The sequence below is a fragment of the Meridianimarinicoccus aquatilis genome (assembly GCF_004358675.1).
GTDB classification, from domain to species: domain Bacteria; phylum Pseudomonadota; class Alphaproteobacteria; order Rhodobacterales; family Rhodobacteraceae; genus Meridianimarinicoccus; species Meridianimarinicoccus aquatilis.
Genome location: NZ_SMZO01000065.1, coordinates 1 through 16,460, shown reverse-complemented (window position 1 = coordinate 16,460; position 16,460 = coordinate 1). Strand labels below are relative to the sequence as shown.

Sequence of the window (16,460 nt, the reverse complement as noted above, 5' to 3'; positions counted from 1 at the left end):
ATCACAGATGCAAGGTGCGCTTCTACTCGACGGTGGAACTCGTCAACGCGCTGGAACAGGAAAAGGCGCTCGGGAAGGCCGGGAAAATGGCCGAGATGCTCACCAAGGTCGACTTGGTCATCCTCGACGAACTGGGATACCTGCCGTTCAGCTCATCAGGCGGCGCGCTCTTGTTCCACCTCCTGAGCAAACTCTACGAGCGCACCAGCGTGATCATCACCACAAACCTCAGCTTCTCAGAATGGGCGCAGGTCTTCGGGGATGCAAAGATGACAACCGCGCTCTTGGACCGGCTCACACACCGATGCCACATCCTGGAAACCGGCAACGACAGCTACCGCTTCAAAGCCAGCTCCGAAGCCGCCAAGAAAACAAGAAAGGACACACCAGCATTGACCACAACATAACCGCCGAGGAATAAACAAGGGTGGGTCAATTCTCGGTGAAAATACCGGGTCACTTCTCAGCGGAAATCAACAGCGCGGATCTTCGTCTTCGATTACCGTCTTGGTATGGAGATGGCGGTCCGCGCCAATGGCGGGCGCTACGCGTCCCTGAACGCCGGCCAGCCCACGGGTCTCAATCCGCTCTGGACCGAGACCGATGCGCGCGGCACCGCCTGGCTCTCGGACTGGCTCACAACGCTGCTCTACCGCGCCGACAAGCCCCTGACCCCGGCGCAGACCAACCGCATCCAGGAGGTCGTGCGCCAGAATGCCCAAGCCACCAATCCGGCCCTGCGGAACTGGCGGGATTTCGCATCGCTTTTTGTGTCCACCGATGATGGCGGCGATCTGCACCAGCGCCTGCTCGAGTGGTCTGAGGACGGCCGCTACGGCTGGATCTTCGGGCAGAGCCTTGAGGACACTTTTTCACTCAAGGGCGATGTCGTGGGCTTCGATCTGACCGGCATTCTCGACAGCGAGGCCGACAAGGAACGGATGGCGGTCCTGTCCTATCTTTTCCGCCGGGTCGAGCGCGAGATCGAGGACCGCCGCCCCACCATCATCGTGATCGACGAGGCCTGGAAGGCGCTCGACAACGCATATTTCGCCGAGCGGCTGTCGAACTGGCTGGTGACAGCGCGCAAGCAGAACACGGTTGCCGTGATGATGACGCAATACGCAAGCCAGCTCGAGCGCACCCGGACCGGCAAGACCATCGTCGAAGCCGTTCCGACGCAGATCCTGCTGCCCAATATCCGCGCGCAGCCTGCGGACTACGCCATGCTGAACCTCACGGAGAAGGAGCTCGACGTCCTTCTCAACACGGGCAGCAACAGCCGCCTCGCACTGATCCGCGACGATCAGGGCTCAATCGTCGTCGATGCCGATCTGAGCGCCCTTGGGCCCAATCTCACGATCCTTGGCGGCATGGAAAAGGGAGAAGCGCTTGTCGGCGCCGATTACCGCGACCGCCCAGATTTTTGGAGGCTTTCATGATCCGTATTCTTATCGCTTTGGCTGCGCTCGGCGCGCTGGCCTCCTGCACCCAGTATCGGGAGCCGCAGGCCAACTGCTTTTCCTTTCTCGCCTCGACGGCAGCGACAGCCCAGGATTGCCACTTCGCACCGCTCGGCGCGCCGGAGGGCGACGTTGAAGTCTAGCCTGCCTCATATCCTCGCGTTTTGCCTGCTGCCTGGTCTCGCCTTGTCTCAAGGCGTGCCGACCAATGACAGTGGGCTGACCGCGCGCGACATCGTCGAGACCGGCGATCGCGAGGCAGACTTAGCTGTTCAGGCCGACAAGCTTGCAGTGCGCGAACTCATCGCCGAGATCGAACGGGAGCAGCTGGAAACCCTCCGACGCATCCTCGATGCCCAGACCAGCTTCGGCGGTCAAGGCTTGCCGGCTATGGTCTCGGGGCTGGAAGGCGGCAGCGGCGATCCCGACCGCTCGGTGGCAGCGGTCTATGGCACTGCCGAAATCGATCCCAACCCTGGCGGCGCGCAGATGTTCGGCGATGCGGCGGAAAACATCGAGCAACTCATCATTCGCGTGGCCCAGGAGACCAGCGGGTTTGCGGGCGTGGGCCGCGCGGGCCTTTCTCCGGTCCAATGGCGGGCCCTGCTGCAGGCTCTCATCTGGCAGGAAAGCCGCTTCACCATTGGCGCACGCTCGCCGGTCGGCGCCTTTGGCCTCACTCAGATTATGCCCGGTACGGCCAGCGATCTCGGCATCAACCCGGAATACTACGACAGCCCCTACCTGCAGGTGCATGGCGGCGCGCGCTATCTCGCCACCCAACTCAATACCTTCGACGGCAATATCATCAATGCTCTCGCGGCCTATAATGCCGGACCTGGCCGGGTCTTTGAATACGGCGGTGTCCCGCCCTTTGCCGAAACCCAGCATTACGTCCAGGTTATCCCGGAGCGCTACAATCTCTATCTGAGCCGTATCGGCGGGATCGACGCACTTGGCACGATCGATCCGGCGCTTCTCGCCAATGCCAACCTCTCGCTCACTGGGCACGGCGCGGCCTTCTATGGCAACAACTCACCCGCCGCGATCAGGCAAGCCGCCCTGCGTATTGCGGATATCGTCGAACGGATTTCCGAGACCGAGGATGTGCAGGAGAGCGTTGCGCTCAACACTTATGCCCGCGCCGAACTCGTGCGTCTCGTGGCTGCCCGCATCCGGCTTCAGGCCGCCCGCACCCGCGTACTCTCCGCCGAAGAGCTGGCCCAGGCCAGCGCCCGCATGGCCGAAGGCGCATTCATGGATTTTACGATCAGGGAGATTGAATGATGGGACATTTGCTCGTGAGGACGGCCTTGGCCACGACACTTGGGATCGGTCTGCATCTTGGCGCTCTATCCCCTGCCCTCGCGCAAGGCGTGCCTGTCGTCGACACCCAGAACATCGCGCAAAACATCCAGCAGCTGCGGCAGATGATCGAAGACGAGATCCTGCAAAACGAGCAGCTGACGCAGCTCCGCGAACAGCTCGGCCTTCTCACGGATCAACTCGCGGAGCTGCAAAGAACCTATGAAGCGCTCACCCGACTTGCCGAGCTTCCCGAAATCATCCGGACGGAAATGGAAGACGAGTTGAACGGTCTGCTCGACCAAGAGTTCGGGGACATCCTCGCCACGATTGAGGCGATCAAGACTGGGGATTTCTCGGGCCTCTCGGGCTCCGGCGCAGGCGAAATCGAAACCCAGATGGATCGGGTGCTGGCCGATCTCGGATTTGACGATGACACCCTCTCGGAAATGGCCACGAGCGGCAATCCCGGGGCCAACCGCGTGGCAACACAAGCCACGACCGGCGCACTCGTCTCAGCCGCCGCCCAGAACAGCTATGAGGATGCCGGCCAATCGCTCGAGCGGGTCGACCGCCTTGTCGGGCTCATTGACGACATGGAAGAGCTCAAGCAAAGCGTCGATCTCAACACGCGCGTGACAGCTGAATTGGCCATCGCCCTCGTGGCGATGTGGCAGCTGGAAGCGATTCAAACGGTGGGCGATGGCACCGGCGGCGTGATCGATGCCGCCACCATCGCCGAAGAGCAGCGCTTCATGGATTTCACGCTACCGGACCTCCGGGCAGACTGATCGTGGGGGCATGAATGGTGGCGACTGAACAAGAAATCATCGAGGAAGAACTGGTCTATGGTGCCTTACGCCGCGAACGGCTCTGGCAACGCCTTGGCCTGATGGGCCTTGTCTTCGGTATCATCGGCTGTCTGAGTGCCGCGGCTGTCTCGATCCTCGATGTCGACCCGCCCCCCGTCGTTGTTCCCTATGATCCCGCCACCGGCTTTGCACTCCCCGAGGCCTCGGTGGGCGCTTCCTCGGTGACCGCCAACCAAGCGATCATCGAGGCGGAGGTCTTCCGCTATGTGACCGACCGGGAGGTCTATAACCAGCTCGACAACGATCTGCGCATCCGCAGCGTTCTGCGCCGCTCGGACGGGGCCGCCGAGAGCGGGTTGCGCCAGATCTGGAACAGCGCCAACGAGAATTACCCGCCGACAGTCTATGGCCCCAACGCCAGGCTCGACGTGGAAATCCTCAGCATCAACCGGATCGGATCCAACCGCGCCACTGTGCGCTTGCGCAAGCGGCTGACCTCCATCAACGGCACCCAGACCGGGCTCTTCACCGCCACGCTTCTCTTCGAGTTCCGCCCCGAAACCCGCCGGTCCATCGACGAGGTCTGGACCAACCCCTTCGGCTTCACCGTGCTCGAATATTCCATCCGCTCCGACAGATTGGAGAATTAGTTTGATCAATAGGGTCTTTGTTGCTGCCATGTTTGTCTTGCTGCCCAGCCTTGCCTTTGCCGAAGCCATCCCGCGCGGTGGCCCAAATGACAGCCGCGTGCGCTTGGCCACCTACCAGGAGGGTCAGGTCTACCGTCTCAGCGTGTCGCTCACCCATGTGACCACCATCGAGTTCGGCGAGGGCGAAAGCATCCGCTCGATCATCGCGGGCGACACCGAGGGCTTCGAGATCGACGGCGTCCCGGGCGGTCAGGCCTTCGCGATCAAGCCTGTGGCGCGCGGGGTGCATACCAATGTGACAGTCTATACGAACCGCCGGAGCTACTACTTCAACGTCCAGGAGGTCCGCAGCCCGACCTTCTACGTGGTGCAGTTCCGCTATCCGGAGGACGATGCGCGCCCGACCCGGGCCATCGCCGCCCAAGCACCAAACTACAATTACGGTGCCAGCGCGCGGACCGAGTTCACGCCAACCCGCATCTGGGATGACGGGACGTTCACGTATTTCGCCTTTCCAAGAAACGCACCTGTGCCCGCGATCTTCCGCTACGCGGGCGGCCGTGAACGCACGGTCAACACGCAAACCCCTGAGGACGGTGTAATCCGCGTCAGCGGCGTAAACCGCCAATGGGTCCTGCGACTTGGCGAAGAGGTGGTCTGCATCGAGGCGATCCCGCCCGCAGAGGCCGCCTCATGAGCGATACCGAGAACACCGAGCTGGAAAGGCGCCTCGCCGCCCTTGAGAAAGGCAGTGCCCGCGCCCCCACGGCGGCGCAGCGCCGGTCGCCCCTTCTCGCGCTGATCGTGGTCCTCGTCATCGGCGCGGGTGGTGCCATGCTTTATCTTCTCTCACAGCCCGACGAAGAGGAAGCCTTGCCGACGGCCACCCCGGATGTCTTCCAAAACGAGGGGGACGGCTTTGGCGCCATCGAGACCTTGCCCCCGCCCGAGCCCGAGGTTGTGTTTGTCGGACCGGATCCAGTCGAGCCCAACGCGGAGCTTCTGGCGCAGATCACCGCGCTGCAGGCTCAGATCGAGGAATTGCGCAACGCCCCCGAACCGGTCGTCGAGGAAGACACCGCCGCCGCAGAGGCGATCGACGCGCTGACCGCTCAGATTGCGGCGCTACAAGCCGCCTCGGAAGCCGCACAGCAACGATTCCAGGACGAACTGACGGCGCGGGATCGCAGCCTTGAGCAATTACGCATGGATCTGGAACTGGCCCAACTCGAGGCCAGCCGACCGCAAGCCGCGCCAGCGGGCCCCACGGAAGATGAGCTGCGCGCACGCGAGCAAGAGCGACTGCGCCGCGAGGAAGAAGCACGGCGCATGGCCGAGCTGGAGCGCCGCGCCGCGGAGGAACGCGCCTTCCAGGAGCGGCGCATCGCCTCGCCCACCATCGCGTTTGGCGGCACGTCCGGAGCGAATGAAACGGCTCTGACCGAACGCACCTTCGGCGAGGTGACGGATTTCGTGCTGAACGGTGCGTTGCCCTCCACCGTGACGCAGGCCGAGGTGATCGCCAATCCTTCCAACACGATTCTACAGGGCACCATGATCCAGGCCGTCATGGAAACCGCCCTCGACAGCTCACTGCCCGGCCAGACCCGTGCCGTGGTGTCCGAGGATGTCTACAGCGTCGATGGCGCGCGCCTATTGATCCCCCGCGGATCCCGTCTCGTCGGGCGCTACCGCGCTGGCGTCGATATCGCGCAGCGCCGCGTCACGATCGCCTGGGACCGGATCATCCTGCCCGCGGGCCAAACCGTCCAGATCAGCTCCTTCGGAGGTGATGAACTGGGCCGTTCTGGCGTCACCGGCCTCATAGACACACGCTTCGCCGAGCGTTTCGGGTCGGCCGCCCTGATCTCGCTGATTTCGGCTGCGCCCAGTGCCGCCGCCTCCGAGGTTCAGGATGAGACTGCCGCCGACGTTCTCGAAGACGTGGGCGATGATCTGGCAGATGCCACGGACAGCGTCATCGGCGACTATCTCTCCATCGGCCCCGTCATCTATGTCGACCAGGGCGCCCGCGTCACCGTCATGGTCGACCGCGACTTGGAGATCTTTTAGCCAATGTCGCTCAGCTATCTCGAGACATCGCTCGACCGGATCGACGCCGCCGCCCGCGACGATGTCATCGAGATCTGCATCAATCCCGACGGAACCTGTTGGGGCGAATTCCAGGGCGACCATTTCATGCGCCCGCTGGACCAGAGGCTGACCGGCGTTCAGGTCAGGGATCTCGGCAACCAGATCGCCTCATCGGCCAATACCACCATGAGCAAGGACCGCCCCATCGTCTCGGTTTCGATCACCTACAAGGGGCGCCCGATCCGCGCACAGGTCATCACCCCGCCCGCCGTGCTCTCGGCCATGTCGATCAGCCTGCGGTTCTTCTCAAGCCTGCCGCTCGAGGGTATCGCGCTCGACTTTCTCTATGGCAAAGAGCGCAAGCTCGAAGACCTCCGCGTGGAAAAGAAGCGCGCCTTGCGCGCGGTCGTGGCTGCCGGATTGATCGATGATGCGCTTGCCTTCTGCGTCGAGAACAAACTCAACATGATTGTCTCGGGCGGCACCTCCACCGGCAAAACCGTAGCCGCGCGCAAGATCCTCTCTCACGTACCGGCCGAAGAACGCATCGTCACCATAGAGGAAGCGGCCGAGCTTCTGCCGACCCAGCCAAATGCCGTGACCCTCATCGCCAATCGCGACGCAGAATTCCAGACCGCCGATGTGCTTCTCACCGCCACGCTGCGCATGCGCCCCGACCGGATCATCCTGGGCGAGGTGCGCGGCAAGGAGGCCATGACCTTTTTGGAAGCCATCAACACCGGCCATGGCGGGTCCATGACCACACTGCATGCCGAAACCCCACAGCTTGCCGTGCAGCGCCTCGCGATCGCGGCACTTAAGACCGAGATCCCGATGACCTATGCCGACATGATCCAGTACATCGAGAACTCCATCGATGTGATCATCCAGGCCGGTCGCCACGACGGCAGGCGCGGCATCACCGAATTCTACCTACCCGGCGCAACCGAGATTGGAACTTCTCCATGAAGACATTTGAATACGATATCCTGTCCTTTCCCATGACTCGTAAGACCAGCCTTGCCGACATGCAGGCCAGCCTGAATGCCAAAGGTGCGAAAGGCTGGGAGGTGGTGTCGATCAGCTCCTCGGAATTCGCCAATGTGGGACACACGGTCTTCCTGAAGCGTGAGACCACACTCGCCGGAGCTACGGCATGAGGCAGGCGGGCTGTACCCTCGCACTGATTGCGCTGGTCCTGGGCCTGACGTCGGCACCCGGCTTCGCTGAGCGCAATCTCGTGCCGACCCTCGAGCGCAGTTTCGACGTCTGTCCAGAACGGCCCGCTGAACCCGTGTGGATGCAGGAGATCCCCCTGCGCCAAGCCTATCAGCGCGTGCTGGTTCAAGACATCTACCGAGCCCAAAATCTTGAACGCATCGTAGAGACTGGCAGCTGCGCTTGCGAGATCCGGTTCCCGTCCTGGGATGATGCCGAGGGGGCGTTTCGTGAGCGCCACGCCAGTGACGAACGCTGGGAAATGTTGCAGGCCTCGGACGCCTACAACCGCCGCGCCAACGCCGCCCGAACTGCCGCCAAGGCCATCTGCGACGCCGCAGGTAATTGGTAAGGCAGCCCCGCGATGAGTGTCGTCACCTACTTCGTTGAAACCTCCCAAGCCTATCTCGACACCGCCGCTGAGACCCAGTTTGGTGCGGTTGCGGCAACGGTCGGCACGCTCCTGGTTTTGGGGACAACGCTGGTGGTGATCCTCGTCGGCATCAACATGATCTATCAATATCGGGCCATGGATGGGCACACAGCCTTCTGGCTCGCGGTCAAGATCGGGCTCATCGGGATTTTCGCGACCAATTGGATGCAGTTCAACGCCTTCTCGTCTGCCATTCTCTATGGGATCGACAGTATCGCGGGCGCGCTGGTGGCCTCGGTCGGCGGCGGCAGTCCGGGGCCCTCTGGAACTTTCGCTGAAGAATTCGACCGGCTGATCGCAGAGCTGGGCGACTATCTGAACGCTGCCGGGTCCGAGCTGAACTGGATGGCTGGCGCCATGCTCGACATCGTCGGTGTGCTTCTGCTCTCGATCCTCGGCGGGCTGGCCGCCTTCATCCTCGTGGCCTCCCGACTGATGATCGCGCTTCTGATCGGGATCGCCCCGGTGATGATTTTCCTGACCCTCTTCGAGGTCACCAAGGATTATTTTACGCGCTGGCTGTCCGCGCTGATTTCCTTTGCGCTATACCCCATCGTCGTTGCAGGCGTGTTCGCAACGATCACAGGCGTTTCCTCCGCGCTCATCGGTGAACTAGGCGATCCCGAAGGGGCTTCCAACATCGGCGCGCTCATACCCTTCTTTATGATGGTGCTCATGGCCAAAGGGTTCATAATCGCTACACCCTTCATCGTTCGCGCGATTTCCGGCAACATCATGATGCCCGCCCTCTCCGGTGGCCTCGGCGGCGGATACAATTTCGCCCGCGCCGCCATGGGCAGCCAGCAGGCCTACAATCGCTACCTCATCGGCGGGGCCAGTGGCGCAGAATACGCAGCCCTCAGGGCGCGGCAGTTCTTTGGCGTGCAGCAAATGCCAGTGCGGCAAGGCATGGGACAGACGGGTTCCGGAGGCGGCACAGGATCCGCAGACTCGGGATCAAAAATGCTGGCGCAGCTGGCGAGACTGGGACGGCTTGGGCGACGGTGACGGCCCAAAGCGGTAGTTCAGGCGCTGCGAACGGCAGCTTTCCAAAAAAAGGAGCGGGGTTGCGTCGCCTACCTCGAAACGATGATCTAGGCGATGTACCGTCGCGCGAACGACAGCGAGTTTACGTCGAGAGGGTAGGAGTTCAGATAGTCGGCAGCCGTCAAATCACCCAACGTGGCCATGTGGAGACCGCCTTCGCGCAGAGAGAATGGCCCTTGCCAATCAATAGCGCTGATCTTTGGCCAAATTTGCTTCCTGATCTCTTCGCGATCTGCCAATTCACGTTTTCCTTCATCCTCAAGTATCGCGATAAAGGTGATTGGAACTGCCGCCATATCTGACCAACTCGCGTGAGGATATGCGCGGATCTCACGAATAGAACGAACGGCTTTGCCGAGGTCAGATTCGCCTTTCGGGTACTTCGAAAGGATTGCTTTGCGCAAAGACGCCACCGATGCCACGAAAGCATCTGGAAAAGCAAATCGGCCAAAGAAGGTTTCAAGTGCTCTAGCAAATTCGAGCTGCTGCCTCTCGTCTTCGCACCCGCGTTGCCGCTCCCAAGAGACAAGGAGCTTTTTTGACACGCTCATTGTGCGAGAGAAATCGACAACTACATTGTCTGGTGTTGCGGACAGAAAGCCGAAACGAGGTGCTTGGCCTCGTTCAATCTCCCCAATACGTTTCGCGTCGACAACCACCATTGGGCAAACAGAGACATACGGGACGCGCTCAGACTCCCGAGCTACGTCGCAAGTCTGAGATATCACAGCAAATCCGACTGTCTCGGAGTCGAATACTGCGCCTCCGTCGTCTTCGCCTTCATCTGTCAGCTCTGAGACGTCGCGAAACAGAAAGTCGCCACAATCAAGGGAGAAATCGCCTTGCTGCCATTCAGCAAGGCGAGCCAGAAAAACTTCGTCGCTCTCCGGTGTTTTCTCGGTCAACCGGCACTTCCTTTATGCCTTGTTTCGACGTGCTTTTGCGCGCCGCAGCTTCGGTTGACTGAGCGGCAAGATTTCTGTTTCGTCCATTCCGCTCGATGCTTCGATGCTATCGCCCCAGTGTCTTGGCACGTTGAACCTTTCGGCGTCTTGGGTCAACGCAGGTCCGAAGGTCGGGCGGCCCAGACCTTTGCCTGCAATTGCACGGACAAGTTCATACTCACCGCCAGACAGCAAATCCAAGAAGGTTTGCCCCGGTTGCGCATTGCCCAGAAGCAGATTGCGGTTCTCTTCGGCTGACCCTCTGTCGATGAACCTGAGAGCGGTCACGACTTGCCCCAAGCGCTCATGGTTTTCAGCGGACACAGCCTTTCCAGACGCCCAATGATATGGAGCGCGCGCGGACACCTCGAAAACCTCTGCAATCTGAGCCCATGTTAGTCCAGAAATCCGCCGAAGCTCGTGGACCAATTCGGCAGGTGCTGTGTTCGCGGTCCGATTATTGTCCTCGAAGGAGAAAGACACCGGAATGTTCAGTGCAGTGCTGCCTTCAAGGTATTCTTGGCGCATGGCGAACGCTTGAATGTCTCGCTCGAACACTTTGAAACTCTGCCCATGCGAGAACGGTGCAGCCACTTCGGGTGCGGTTTGATCCATCACATCAAATCGAGTTGCCCCATTCACAGCGGGAGCGAAAAGGATCGCGGCGGATGCCGCGCCTGCGGAAAGTTGTTCAATCAGCATGTCACTTGACCCCAAAACGTTCCAAGAATTTTTCGGTCACACTCCACCGGAAGAAAGCATAGGCGCGCGCAGCTACCTTGTCGAGTTCGGCACACAGCATTTGGGTATCAAAGATCTGCCCCTCACAATTTGTGCTGTAGGAATCCACGTCGAGAACCCAGCTTTTCACATCAACCGGCGGTGCCATTTCGACGTCGTGGCTGAACTTGGGAGGCGCGAGGCCATACCGAGCGATGATCTTACCTTCTTTGGTCGAGCCTGTGATCTCGGTCATGGAAAAGTCGATGTGTTCGACCAATCCTGATTGCAGGACATTCAATAATTCTTGATGAATTAAATCCGACATGACTTCAAGGTCGTCAGGGTCCTGCAGACGATCAACGTATCTAAACCCTACACGCTGCACCAGCTTAGGGCGAATAGTCTCAACGAGCTTCCCAAGAATGAACTCGAACCGAGACAGGAAGTCATCTCGGGACACATAGCTCGCCGTTTCCAAAGTGATCGCATCCGGCCCCAAAGACACACGCAGCACCCTGCGTGCATCGAAGAACCGCCAGACAACAGTGGTGACTTGCCGGTGCTTCACCTCGTTGCCGTCGATAACGATGTCCACGCCTTGGATCGTGTCGCTCTGAAAATGTGGGTACTCGTCACGGATAGCCTCTTGGAAATCTGCGATGTAGCTTTCTTCTGCGATCTTAGAGATCCGAGGAAATTTCACTTGCCCGAGCACACGCACCAGGGGCGCGTTGCTCAGGAGCACACGATCAGGAACCTCCCCGAAGAGGGGGTCGTCGCAACGATCTGCCATGTTGTTCGCCCTCTTTTTTGAACGGACTATAGCATATGAAGTAGAGTGTGAAGCAAGAATTTCTAGCCTTCAGGAGGTAAAGATTGGTTTAACGGCTGGCACGCTACTCAATTGTGAGGTGGGTCAGCCCGCAACATCAAACCGAAGTAACAGACACAATGCAGCCGAACGGATGCGTTGGCTCGGCCCATACTGTGGCTTGGGGTTGGCACACGACGCAGCAGCCATTCGTGCGCTTCGCAGCGAACGGCAGCTCTCCGTCCTCCCCGACACACAGGCGATGTCCGCCACCCTATCGCGCAACCAGCCTTTCACCATCCTCCTCTCGCAGCATCGCTTCCATTTCGTCCAAGCCATCGACAGCGGAGCGCATCTGCGCCTCATCAACGACGCTCGCAGCGTCAGCATCCACGACCTTGCTTCCAAAATCCATCTCCATCTGTCGCTGTTCCTCGGCGATAACGGCTTGAACGACGGGCGCGGTTTTCTTTGGAACGCCGTCAGTTTGTCCTGACAGTTGACCCCCAGAAGCCTGAGCTGAGTTTTCCACTACGGCGTCAGACCCACCTGGTACGCTCGCAGGCGGTGTCATCGGCATGGCGCGCACACTCAGCGGCAGATTGCCCTGCGACCCACCTCCCCCCGGCTCCGGAAACGGCAACTCTCCCGTCTGTGCCGCATGGATCGCCTTGAACAGCCGGTCGTCAAAATACTGGATCCGCTTTGCCCGGACCGGCATCTGGGCATCGATGACCATGACGATTTCATCGAGCGGCAGGCGGCGCGCTTCATCTTCGGGCAACAGCGAACTTTCTTCGGTCCGTGTGGATTGGCTGCGCCCTTCAAAGGGGTTCTTGCCGATGGACTGGGATCGCGTGATGACGGTTTTCGTGGTCTTGCCGACAGCCTTGCTGAGCTCTTCGACGGTTTTTTCATCCGAGGGCGTGAGATAGAGTTTCACGCCCGCGTTGCCTTGCAGGGCGCGACGAGTGTTCTCGCCGTAGATTTCATCGAGGGCGGGGATGGTTTGCGTGACCACGGCCAAATGCCCGCGATAGGTGCGCAGGGTCTCGATGCTCTCGACCACGATGGGCATCTTGCCGAGGCGATTGAACTCGTCGAGCATGATCATCACGGGCCAGGGCTCGTCGGGGCCGGGATCCTTTTCCTGCATGGCCGAGAGAAGATCGGAAAAGAAGAGCCGGATGAGGGGCGCCAGAGGCTTCACCATGAGAGGCTGGACGACGAGATAGACCGAAAAGGGCTTTTTGCGGATCGTCCGGAAATCAAAATCCGACACCGCCGTCGCCTCGTCGATGGCCGGGTTCTGCCATTGGTCGAGCCCCGATGTCATCAGGAGCGAGACGTAAGAGGTCAGGGTGTCATTGTTGGTCGAGGCCAGCCGCGTGAAGATCAGCTTGGCCGCCCTGTTGTCCACCTCATGGCCCCGCGCGAAATACTCCTTCTGCTTGTTCCCGCCCGAGGCGGCGATGCGGTAGATCTCGCCCAAGGTGGGGCGCTTGCGCTGGAAGGCCAGCAGGCCTGCCGCCACGAAGAGATCGATCCCGCCCTTGAGCAGCCCCTGGACCCGGTCATTGTCGCTTTGCAGAAAAAGCGTCGCCAGGAGCTGCAGTTCCATCTGCTGGCGCGCGGGATCTTTCAGCTCAAAGATGCGCAGGAGCGGGTTGTAACGATGCGTGCGCTTGCCCTCCCAATCGGTGGGGGCAAAGCGATAGACCTTGTCGCCTTGGGCTGCGCGATGCCGGGCCGTGGCCTCAAAGCACTCGCCCTTCACATCGAGCGTCACGACCGATCCCTGCCAGGTCAGCAGGTTCGGAATGACAAAGCCCGTGGTCTTGCCACGGCCCGTGGGCGCCACGATCAGCGCATGGGGGAAAACCTTGGAGCAGATGTAATTGGCGCGGGAGCCCGGCGGCCCCAGCTTGCCGAGGATGAACCCGGTCCCGGGCGCCCCGAAGAAGCCGTTGGCCTTCATCTCGCGCGCGGTCTGCCAATGGGTCTGGCCAAAGCGTGTGAGGGCGGCCCCCGACAGGGCGAGGCTCAGCATCAGCCCGGCGGCGGCGAAGCTGCCGATGATCAGGTGAACAAGTTGCGCGTCCTCCGGGCGGCGATCCAGGATCGCCAGATAGTTTTGCGCGATATAGGCAAAGTCGATCTCGGCCCCGAACCCGAGATCCTGGTAGGTCAGCACCGCCGAGGCGATGGTATAGCCCATGGCCCCGGTCACCAGCGTCACCAGCAAGACCCCTGTTGCGATCCGCGCTTTTCCCATGGCGGCGCTCAATGGACCTGGCCCCGCTCGGTCTCGCCATCCACGTCTGTCGCGCGGTGTTTTTCGTATTCGGTGTCGGCAAGATCATCGACCACCTGGCGCAAGGCCTCCGTGTTGGCCGTCGCGGCATCGGATTGCAGATAGACCTTGGCGACATAGAGCCGGTCGAGGCGGTCCTCGAGAACCTTCTCCAGCGCATCGGCATCGCCGGATGTGAGCCGGTCCAATTGGCGGTCGTCCAGCACCCGCGCGATCTCGTCGCGGAAGGCGTCCCGCTCCGCCTCGGTCTCGAAGGGCGCGGACAACTCCCCCGCCCGTTCATGGTCCAGGACATGCGCAATCTCGTCTGCAAGGCGGTCGGCACGGTCAGACTGCGGCGCAGCTTCACCGCGGGCTGCGAGGAGTGCGTCGCGCGTGCCAGACCCGAGCCCGTCGCGCATCTCGTTTTCGCGGCGGACCTGATTGATGACCTCCGTGTCGCGTATCTCGACGACGGCCGCATAGGTCGCGCCAAGCCCGCGGGCGAGGTGGGACGGCATGTCCGGATAGCGCGCGCGCAAGTCATCCGTGACAGCATCTGCAACAGGCGTGCGGAGGTCGCGTCCCTCCATGATCCGGTCGACCTCGCGGGTGATCTCGCTGGCGCGGGCCGCATCGGTGATGATCTCCCTGTAGGGTTCAGACCGGTCGATCACATCGCCTGGGCGAGCGAGCAGGTCTGGGTGTGCTTCGAGATACGCGCGTTGCTCCGTCTCGATCCGGCGCTCCGCCCGTGAGACAACCTCCCAGTCCCGATCCTCGATCTGCTGCGCGGTGAGGCCGTCTGCGCGCATTTCCTGACGGATTGTCCCTTCCATCGCCCGGACTGCGCCCTCATGATAATGGAACTGCTCGCTGACCGGTTCCGCTTCCATGACACCATCCCGGCGCAGCACGTTTTCCCGTTCCAGAAGCGTGCCAAGCGCGACATGCACATCGTTGAGAATGTCGCGCGCCTGTTCCAGATCGGCGCGGCGCTCGAGGTTCAGGTTCCGCGCCTCGGCCACTTTGGAGAGATCATTGGCGATCCATTGATGCTCGAGCGCTGCATTTGAGGCGCCCGTCTCGATCCGGGCCACCACTTCCGATGTGCTGATCCCGGTGCCCCGTAGTGCCGCGTCAATGCGCGATCTCAGGTCGGGCTCCGCCAGTCGCTCGCGCTGGCTGGCGTCGATATTGGCTTCGGAATAGATCCCGCCCTCCGAGGGGGTCTCTGACAGCGTGGATGATCGCAGCCCCAAGGGCTGCATGTGCTGGACCTGCGTCTGGATCTCGATGAGGCGCTTTTCCAGCACGGGACGTTCCGCGTCAGATTTTTCGGCGATCATGCCCTGGACCCGCGCGAGCTTTTCCGCATAGAGGCTTCTCAGATCCTCGAAGCTTTGATCCTCGGCCATATACACATCTCCTGTTCGGTCCACCTGTCCGCCATGCGCGAGCACCTCGCCCGCGCGGAAGAGTGCCGCGGCGATGTCTTCCCGGGCCTCCCGGGAGGCCTCTGCGGCAAGCGAATGGTAGACGGTCCTGGTGTTGGCGATCTCCGCCAGCGTCCGGGTCAGGTCCTGCCCCACGCGTTCGCGCTCGCGGGGTGCGCGCCCCTCTTCTTTCGCGGCGTAGACCTCGCTGGTGCGGGCTGGGTAATGCACAACCCCGCGATCCACCCGGCGCGTGGCCTCCAGCCGCACGCCATACTTCTCCGCCTCCTCGACCATGGCGAGGCGGAAGTCGTCATAGTTGAAGCGGTGGTTGCGCCCCAGAAAGAAGAACTCGCCTTCTTGTGAGCGGCGGTTCAGCACCAGATGCGCATGGGGGTGATCGCGGTCCTCATGCACCGCGATGATGTAGTCGAAATGCCCCGCGTCGGTCTGGAAGAACCGCTCGGCCACGTCCGTCGCAATGTCGCGCACATCCTCGCCGCGCGTGCCGATGGGGAAGGACATGAGCATATGGGTGGTCTGTCCGAGCTTGGGCTTGAAGCCCGCATCCCACCGTTTGGCAAAGCGCTCGGTCAGGTCCTTGATGTCACCGGCCTCGAGCTTCGCCTTGCCGTCCAGAAACCCACTGCTGTCCACGATATGGGTGGACTTGGTGGTGAGGTAATCGAGCTGGTTTGCGAGCTGTGATTTGGTATGCGTACCCCCGCCCCGGATCGCCTTGAAGACCGCTGGCCGATGCCCCGCTGCCGCGCGCGTAAGCTGGGTCTGCTTGGCGACATGCAGCCCCTGCATCGAGCCCCGGACGCGGCTCCAGCCATCCCGAAAGACCTCGCCCGTGACGGCATGGACGGCATCATTCAGCCGCATGGGCAAACTCCCTCAGCGCGGCCGTGGCCCGCAGCTGCATCGCGTTGCGACGGCGGCGCAGGAGCAGATCGATCTCGTCTGCAGAATCCAGAATGAACCTCGCCAGCCCGCGCATCTGCGCAAGGCGCAATTCGGTAAACTCGGCACTCGTGCCCCCCACGGCCCCCTGCCCCCGCCGGTTGGCCTGCGTCATCTGCTTGGCGATTTGCGCGACCCCATTGCCGACCTCGTGCAGTGAAGCGCGATAGCGCGCCATCTCTGCTGCCATCTGCGCGTCCGGAACGAACACCCCGCCTGCCGCCTGAATGAGCCGCCGCAACCCCGCGGCACGGCTCTCGATCCC

The 16,460-nt window shown here is 61.5% G+C and carries 16 protein-coding genes and 2 pseudogenes; 12 read left to right on the top strand and 6 right to left on the bottom strand.

Annotated features, from left to right (window positions below; translation table 11 throughout):
- The 12 genes and pseudogenes from E2L05_RS17975 to E2L05_RS17925 all read left to right on the top strand — a co-directional run.
- Positions 1–407: ATP-binding protein (locus tag E2L05_RS17975; protein WP_165971777.1), on the top strand; the 407-nt coding region annotated here is incomplete at its 5' end.
- Between the two features lie 66 nt (positions 408–473).
- A pseudogene (locus E2L05_RS17970) lies at positions 474–1,442 on the top strand (VirB4 family type IV secretion system protein); the annotation flags it as partial.
- Positions 1,439–1,606: a hypothetical protein gene (locus tag E2L05_RS20865; RefSeq protein ID WP_009815545.1), complete on the top strand. Its 168-nt coding sequence runs from the start codon at positions 1,439–1,441 to the stop codon at positions 1,604–1,606. The pseudogene E2L05_RS17970 and the gene E2L05_RS20865, both read left to right, overlap by 4 nt.
- Positions 1,596–2,750, top strand: a complete 1,155-nt coding sequence (locus E2L05_RS17965) for a lytic transglycosylase domain-containing protein (protein ID WP_208016278.1) — start codon at positions 1,596–1,598, stop codon at positions 2,748–2,750. The genes E2L05_RS20865 and E2L05_RS17965 overlap by 11 nt, the downstream gene beginning before the upstream one ends.
- A complete protein-coding gene (locus tag E2L05_RS17960; RefSeq protein ID WP_133344180.1) occupies positions 2,750–3,559 on the top strand; it encodes a type IV secretion system protein in 810 nt (269 codons plus the stop codon). The genes E2L05_RS17965 and E2L05_RS17960 overlap by 1 nt, the downstream gene beginning before the upstream one ends.
- A gap of 14 nt (positions 3,560–3,573) precedes the next feature.
- A complete protein-coding gene (locus tag E2L05_RS17955; protein ID WP_036783978.1) occupies positions 3,574–4,230 on the top strand; it encodes a virB8 family protein in 657 nt (218 codons plus the stop codon).
- Positions 4,231–4,258: 28 nt separating this feature from the next.
- Positions 4,259–4,927, top strand: coding sequence for a TrbG/VirB9 family P-type conjugative transfer protein (locus tag E2L05_RS17950; RefSeq protein WP_133344179.1), 669 nt, complete (start codon positions 4,259–4,261; stop codon positions 4,925–4,927).
- Positions 4,924–6,303 (top strand): TrbI/VirB10 family protein, encoded by a 1,380-nt coding sequence (locus E2L05_RS17945; protein WP_133344178.1) that lies wholly within the window; start codon positions 4,924–4,926, stop codon positions 6,301–6,303. The genes E2L05_RS17950 and E2L05_RS17945 overlap by 4 nt, the downstream gene beginning before the upstream one ends.
- A 3-nt stretch (positions 6,304–6,306) precedes the next feature.
- Entirely contained in the window at positions 6,307–7,293 is a 987-nt protein-coding gene (locus tag E2L05_RS17940) for an ATPase, T2SS/T4P/T4SS family (protein WP_133344177.1), read from the top strand.
- Positions 7,290–7,484, top strand: coding sequence for a hypothetical protein (locus E2L05_RS17935; protein ID WP_133344176.1), 195 nt, complete (start codon positions 7,290–7,292; stop codon positions 7,482–7,484). The genes E2L05_RS17940 and E2L05_RS17935 overlap by 4 nt, the downstream gene beginning before the upstream one ends.
- Positions 7,481–7,894, top strand: a complete 414-nt coding sequence (locus E2L05_RS17930; RefSeq protein WP_133344175.1) for a hypothetical protein — start codon at positions 7,481–7,483, stop codon at positions 7,892–7,894. The genes E2L05_RS17935 and E2L05_RS17930 overlap by 4 nt, the downstream gene beginning before the upstream one ends.
- Before the next feature lie 12 nt (positions 7,895–7,906).
- Positions 7,907–8,983 carry a type IV secretion system protein gene (locus tag E2L05_RS17925; RefSeq protein WP_133344174.1) on the top strand — a complete coding sequence of 359 codons (1,077 nt, stop codon included), beginning with the start codon at positions 7,907–7,909 and terminating at the stop codon, positions 8,981–8,983.
- An 86-nt stretch (positions 8,984–9,069) separates the two neighbouring features.
- On the opposite strand, the gene E2L05_RS17920 is transcribed toward E2L05_RS17925, so the two are convergent.
- The 6 genes and pseudogenes from E2L05_RS17920 to E2L05_RS17895 form a co-directional block, all read right to left on the bottom strand.
- The gene (locus E2L05_RS17920) at positions 9,070–9,927 is read right to left on the bottom strand and encodes a hypothetical protein (protein ID WP_133344173.1); all 858 of its coding nucleotides are present in this window, start codon (positions 9,925–9,927) and stop codon (positions 9,070–9,072) included.
- 12 nt (positions 9,928–9,939) lie between these two features.
- Positions 9,940–10,668, bottom strand: coding sequence for a hypothetical protein (locus E2L05_RS17915; protein WP_133344172.1), 729 nt, complete (start codon positions 10,666–10,668; stop codon positions 9,940–9,942).
- 1 nt (position 10,669) lies between these two features.
- Positions 10,670–11,482 (bottom strand): TIGR04255 family protein, encoded by an 813-nt coding sequence (locus E2L05_RS17910; RefSeq protein ID WP_133344171.1) that lies wholly within the window; start codon positions 11,480–11,482, stop codon positions 10,670–10,672.
- A 292-nt stretch (positions 11,483–11,774) separates the two neighbouring features.
- Positions 11,775–13,775, bottom strand: a complete 2,001-nt coding sequence (locus E2L05_RS17905; protein WP_133344170.1) for a type IV secretory system conjugative DNA transfer family protein — start codon at positions 13,773–13,775, stop codon at positions 11,775–11,777.
- 8 nt (positions 13,776–13,783) lie between these two features.
- Positions 13,784–16,117 (bottom strand): relaxase/mobilization nuclease domain-containing protein, encoded by a 2,334-nt coding sequence (locus tag E2L05_RS17900; RefSeq protein WP_133344169.1) that lies wholly within the window; start codon positions 16,115–16,117, stop codon positions 13,784–13,786.
- A pseudogene (locus E2L05_RS17895) lies at positions 16,104–16,460 on the bottom strand (transposase); the annotation flags it as partial. The gene E2L05_RS17900 and the pseudogene E2L05_RS17895, both read right to left, overlap by 14 nt.

What these genes read in the sequence shown, in the direction of transcription:
- E2L05_RS20865 (WP_009815545.1), top strand. Translation starts at nt 1,439, where the DNA reads ATGATCCGTATTCTTATCGCTTTGGCTGCGCTCGGCGCGCTGGCCTCC.
- E2L05_RS17955 (WP_036783978.1), top strand. Translation starts at nt 3,574, where the DNA reads ATGGTGGCGACTGAACAAGAAATCATCGAGGAAGAACTGGTCTATGGT.
- E2L05_RS17915 (WP_133344172.1), bottom strand. Translation starts at nt 10,668, where the DNA reads ATGCTGATTGAACAACTTTCCGCAGGCGCGGCATCCGCCGCGATCCTT.
- E2L05_RS17960 (WP_133344180.1), top strand. Translation starts at nt 2,750, where the DNA reads ATGGGACATTTGCTCGTGAGGACGGCCTTGGCCACGACACTTGGGATC.
- E2L05_RS17910 (WP_133344171.1), bottom strand. Translation starts at nt 11,482, where the DNA reads ATGGCAGATCGTTGCGACGACCCCCTCTTCGGGGAGGTTCCTGATCGT.
- E2L05_RS17930 (WP_133344175.1), top strand. Translation starts at nt 7,481, where the DNA reads ATGAGGCAGGCGGGCTGTACCCTCGCACTGATTGCGCTGGTCCTGGGC.
- E2L05_RS17925 (WP_133344174.1), top strand. Translation starts at nt 7,907, where the DNA reads ATGAGTGTCGTCACCTACTTCGTTGAAACCTCCCAAGCCTATCTCGAC.
- E2L05_RS17945 (WP_133344178.1), top strand. Translation starts at nt 4,924, where the DNA reads ATGAGCGATACCGAGAACACCGAGCTGGAAAGGCGCCTCGCCGCCCTT.
- E2L05_RS17950 (WP_133344179.1), top strand. Translation starts at nt 4,259, where the DNA reads ATGTTTGTCTTGCTGCCCAGCCTTGCCTTTGCCGAAGCCATCCCGCGC.
- E2L05_RS17905 (WP_133344170.1), bottom strand. Translation starts at nt 13,775, where the DNA reads ATGGGAAAAGCGCGGATCGCAACAGGGGTCTTGCTGGTGACGCTGGTG.
- E2L05_RS17935 (WP_133344176.1), top strand. Translation starts at nt 7,290, where the DNA reads ATGAAGACATTTGAATACGATATCCTGTCCTTTCCCATGACTCGTAAG.
- E2L05_RS17940 (WP_133344177.1), top strand. Translation starts at nt 6,307, where the DNA reads ATGTCGCTCAGCTATCTCGAGACATCGCTCGACCGGATCGACGCCGCC.
- E2L05_RS17900 (WP_133344169.1), bottom strand. Translation starts at nt 16,117, where the DNA reads ATGCGGCTGAATGATGCCGTCCATGCCGTCACGGGCGAGGTCTTTCGG.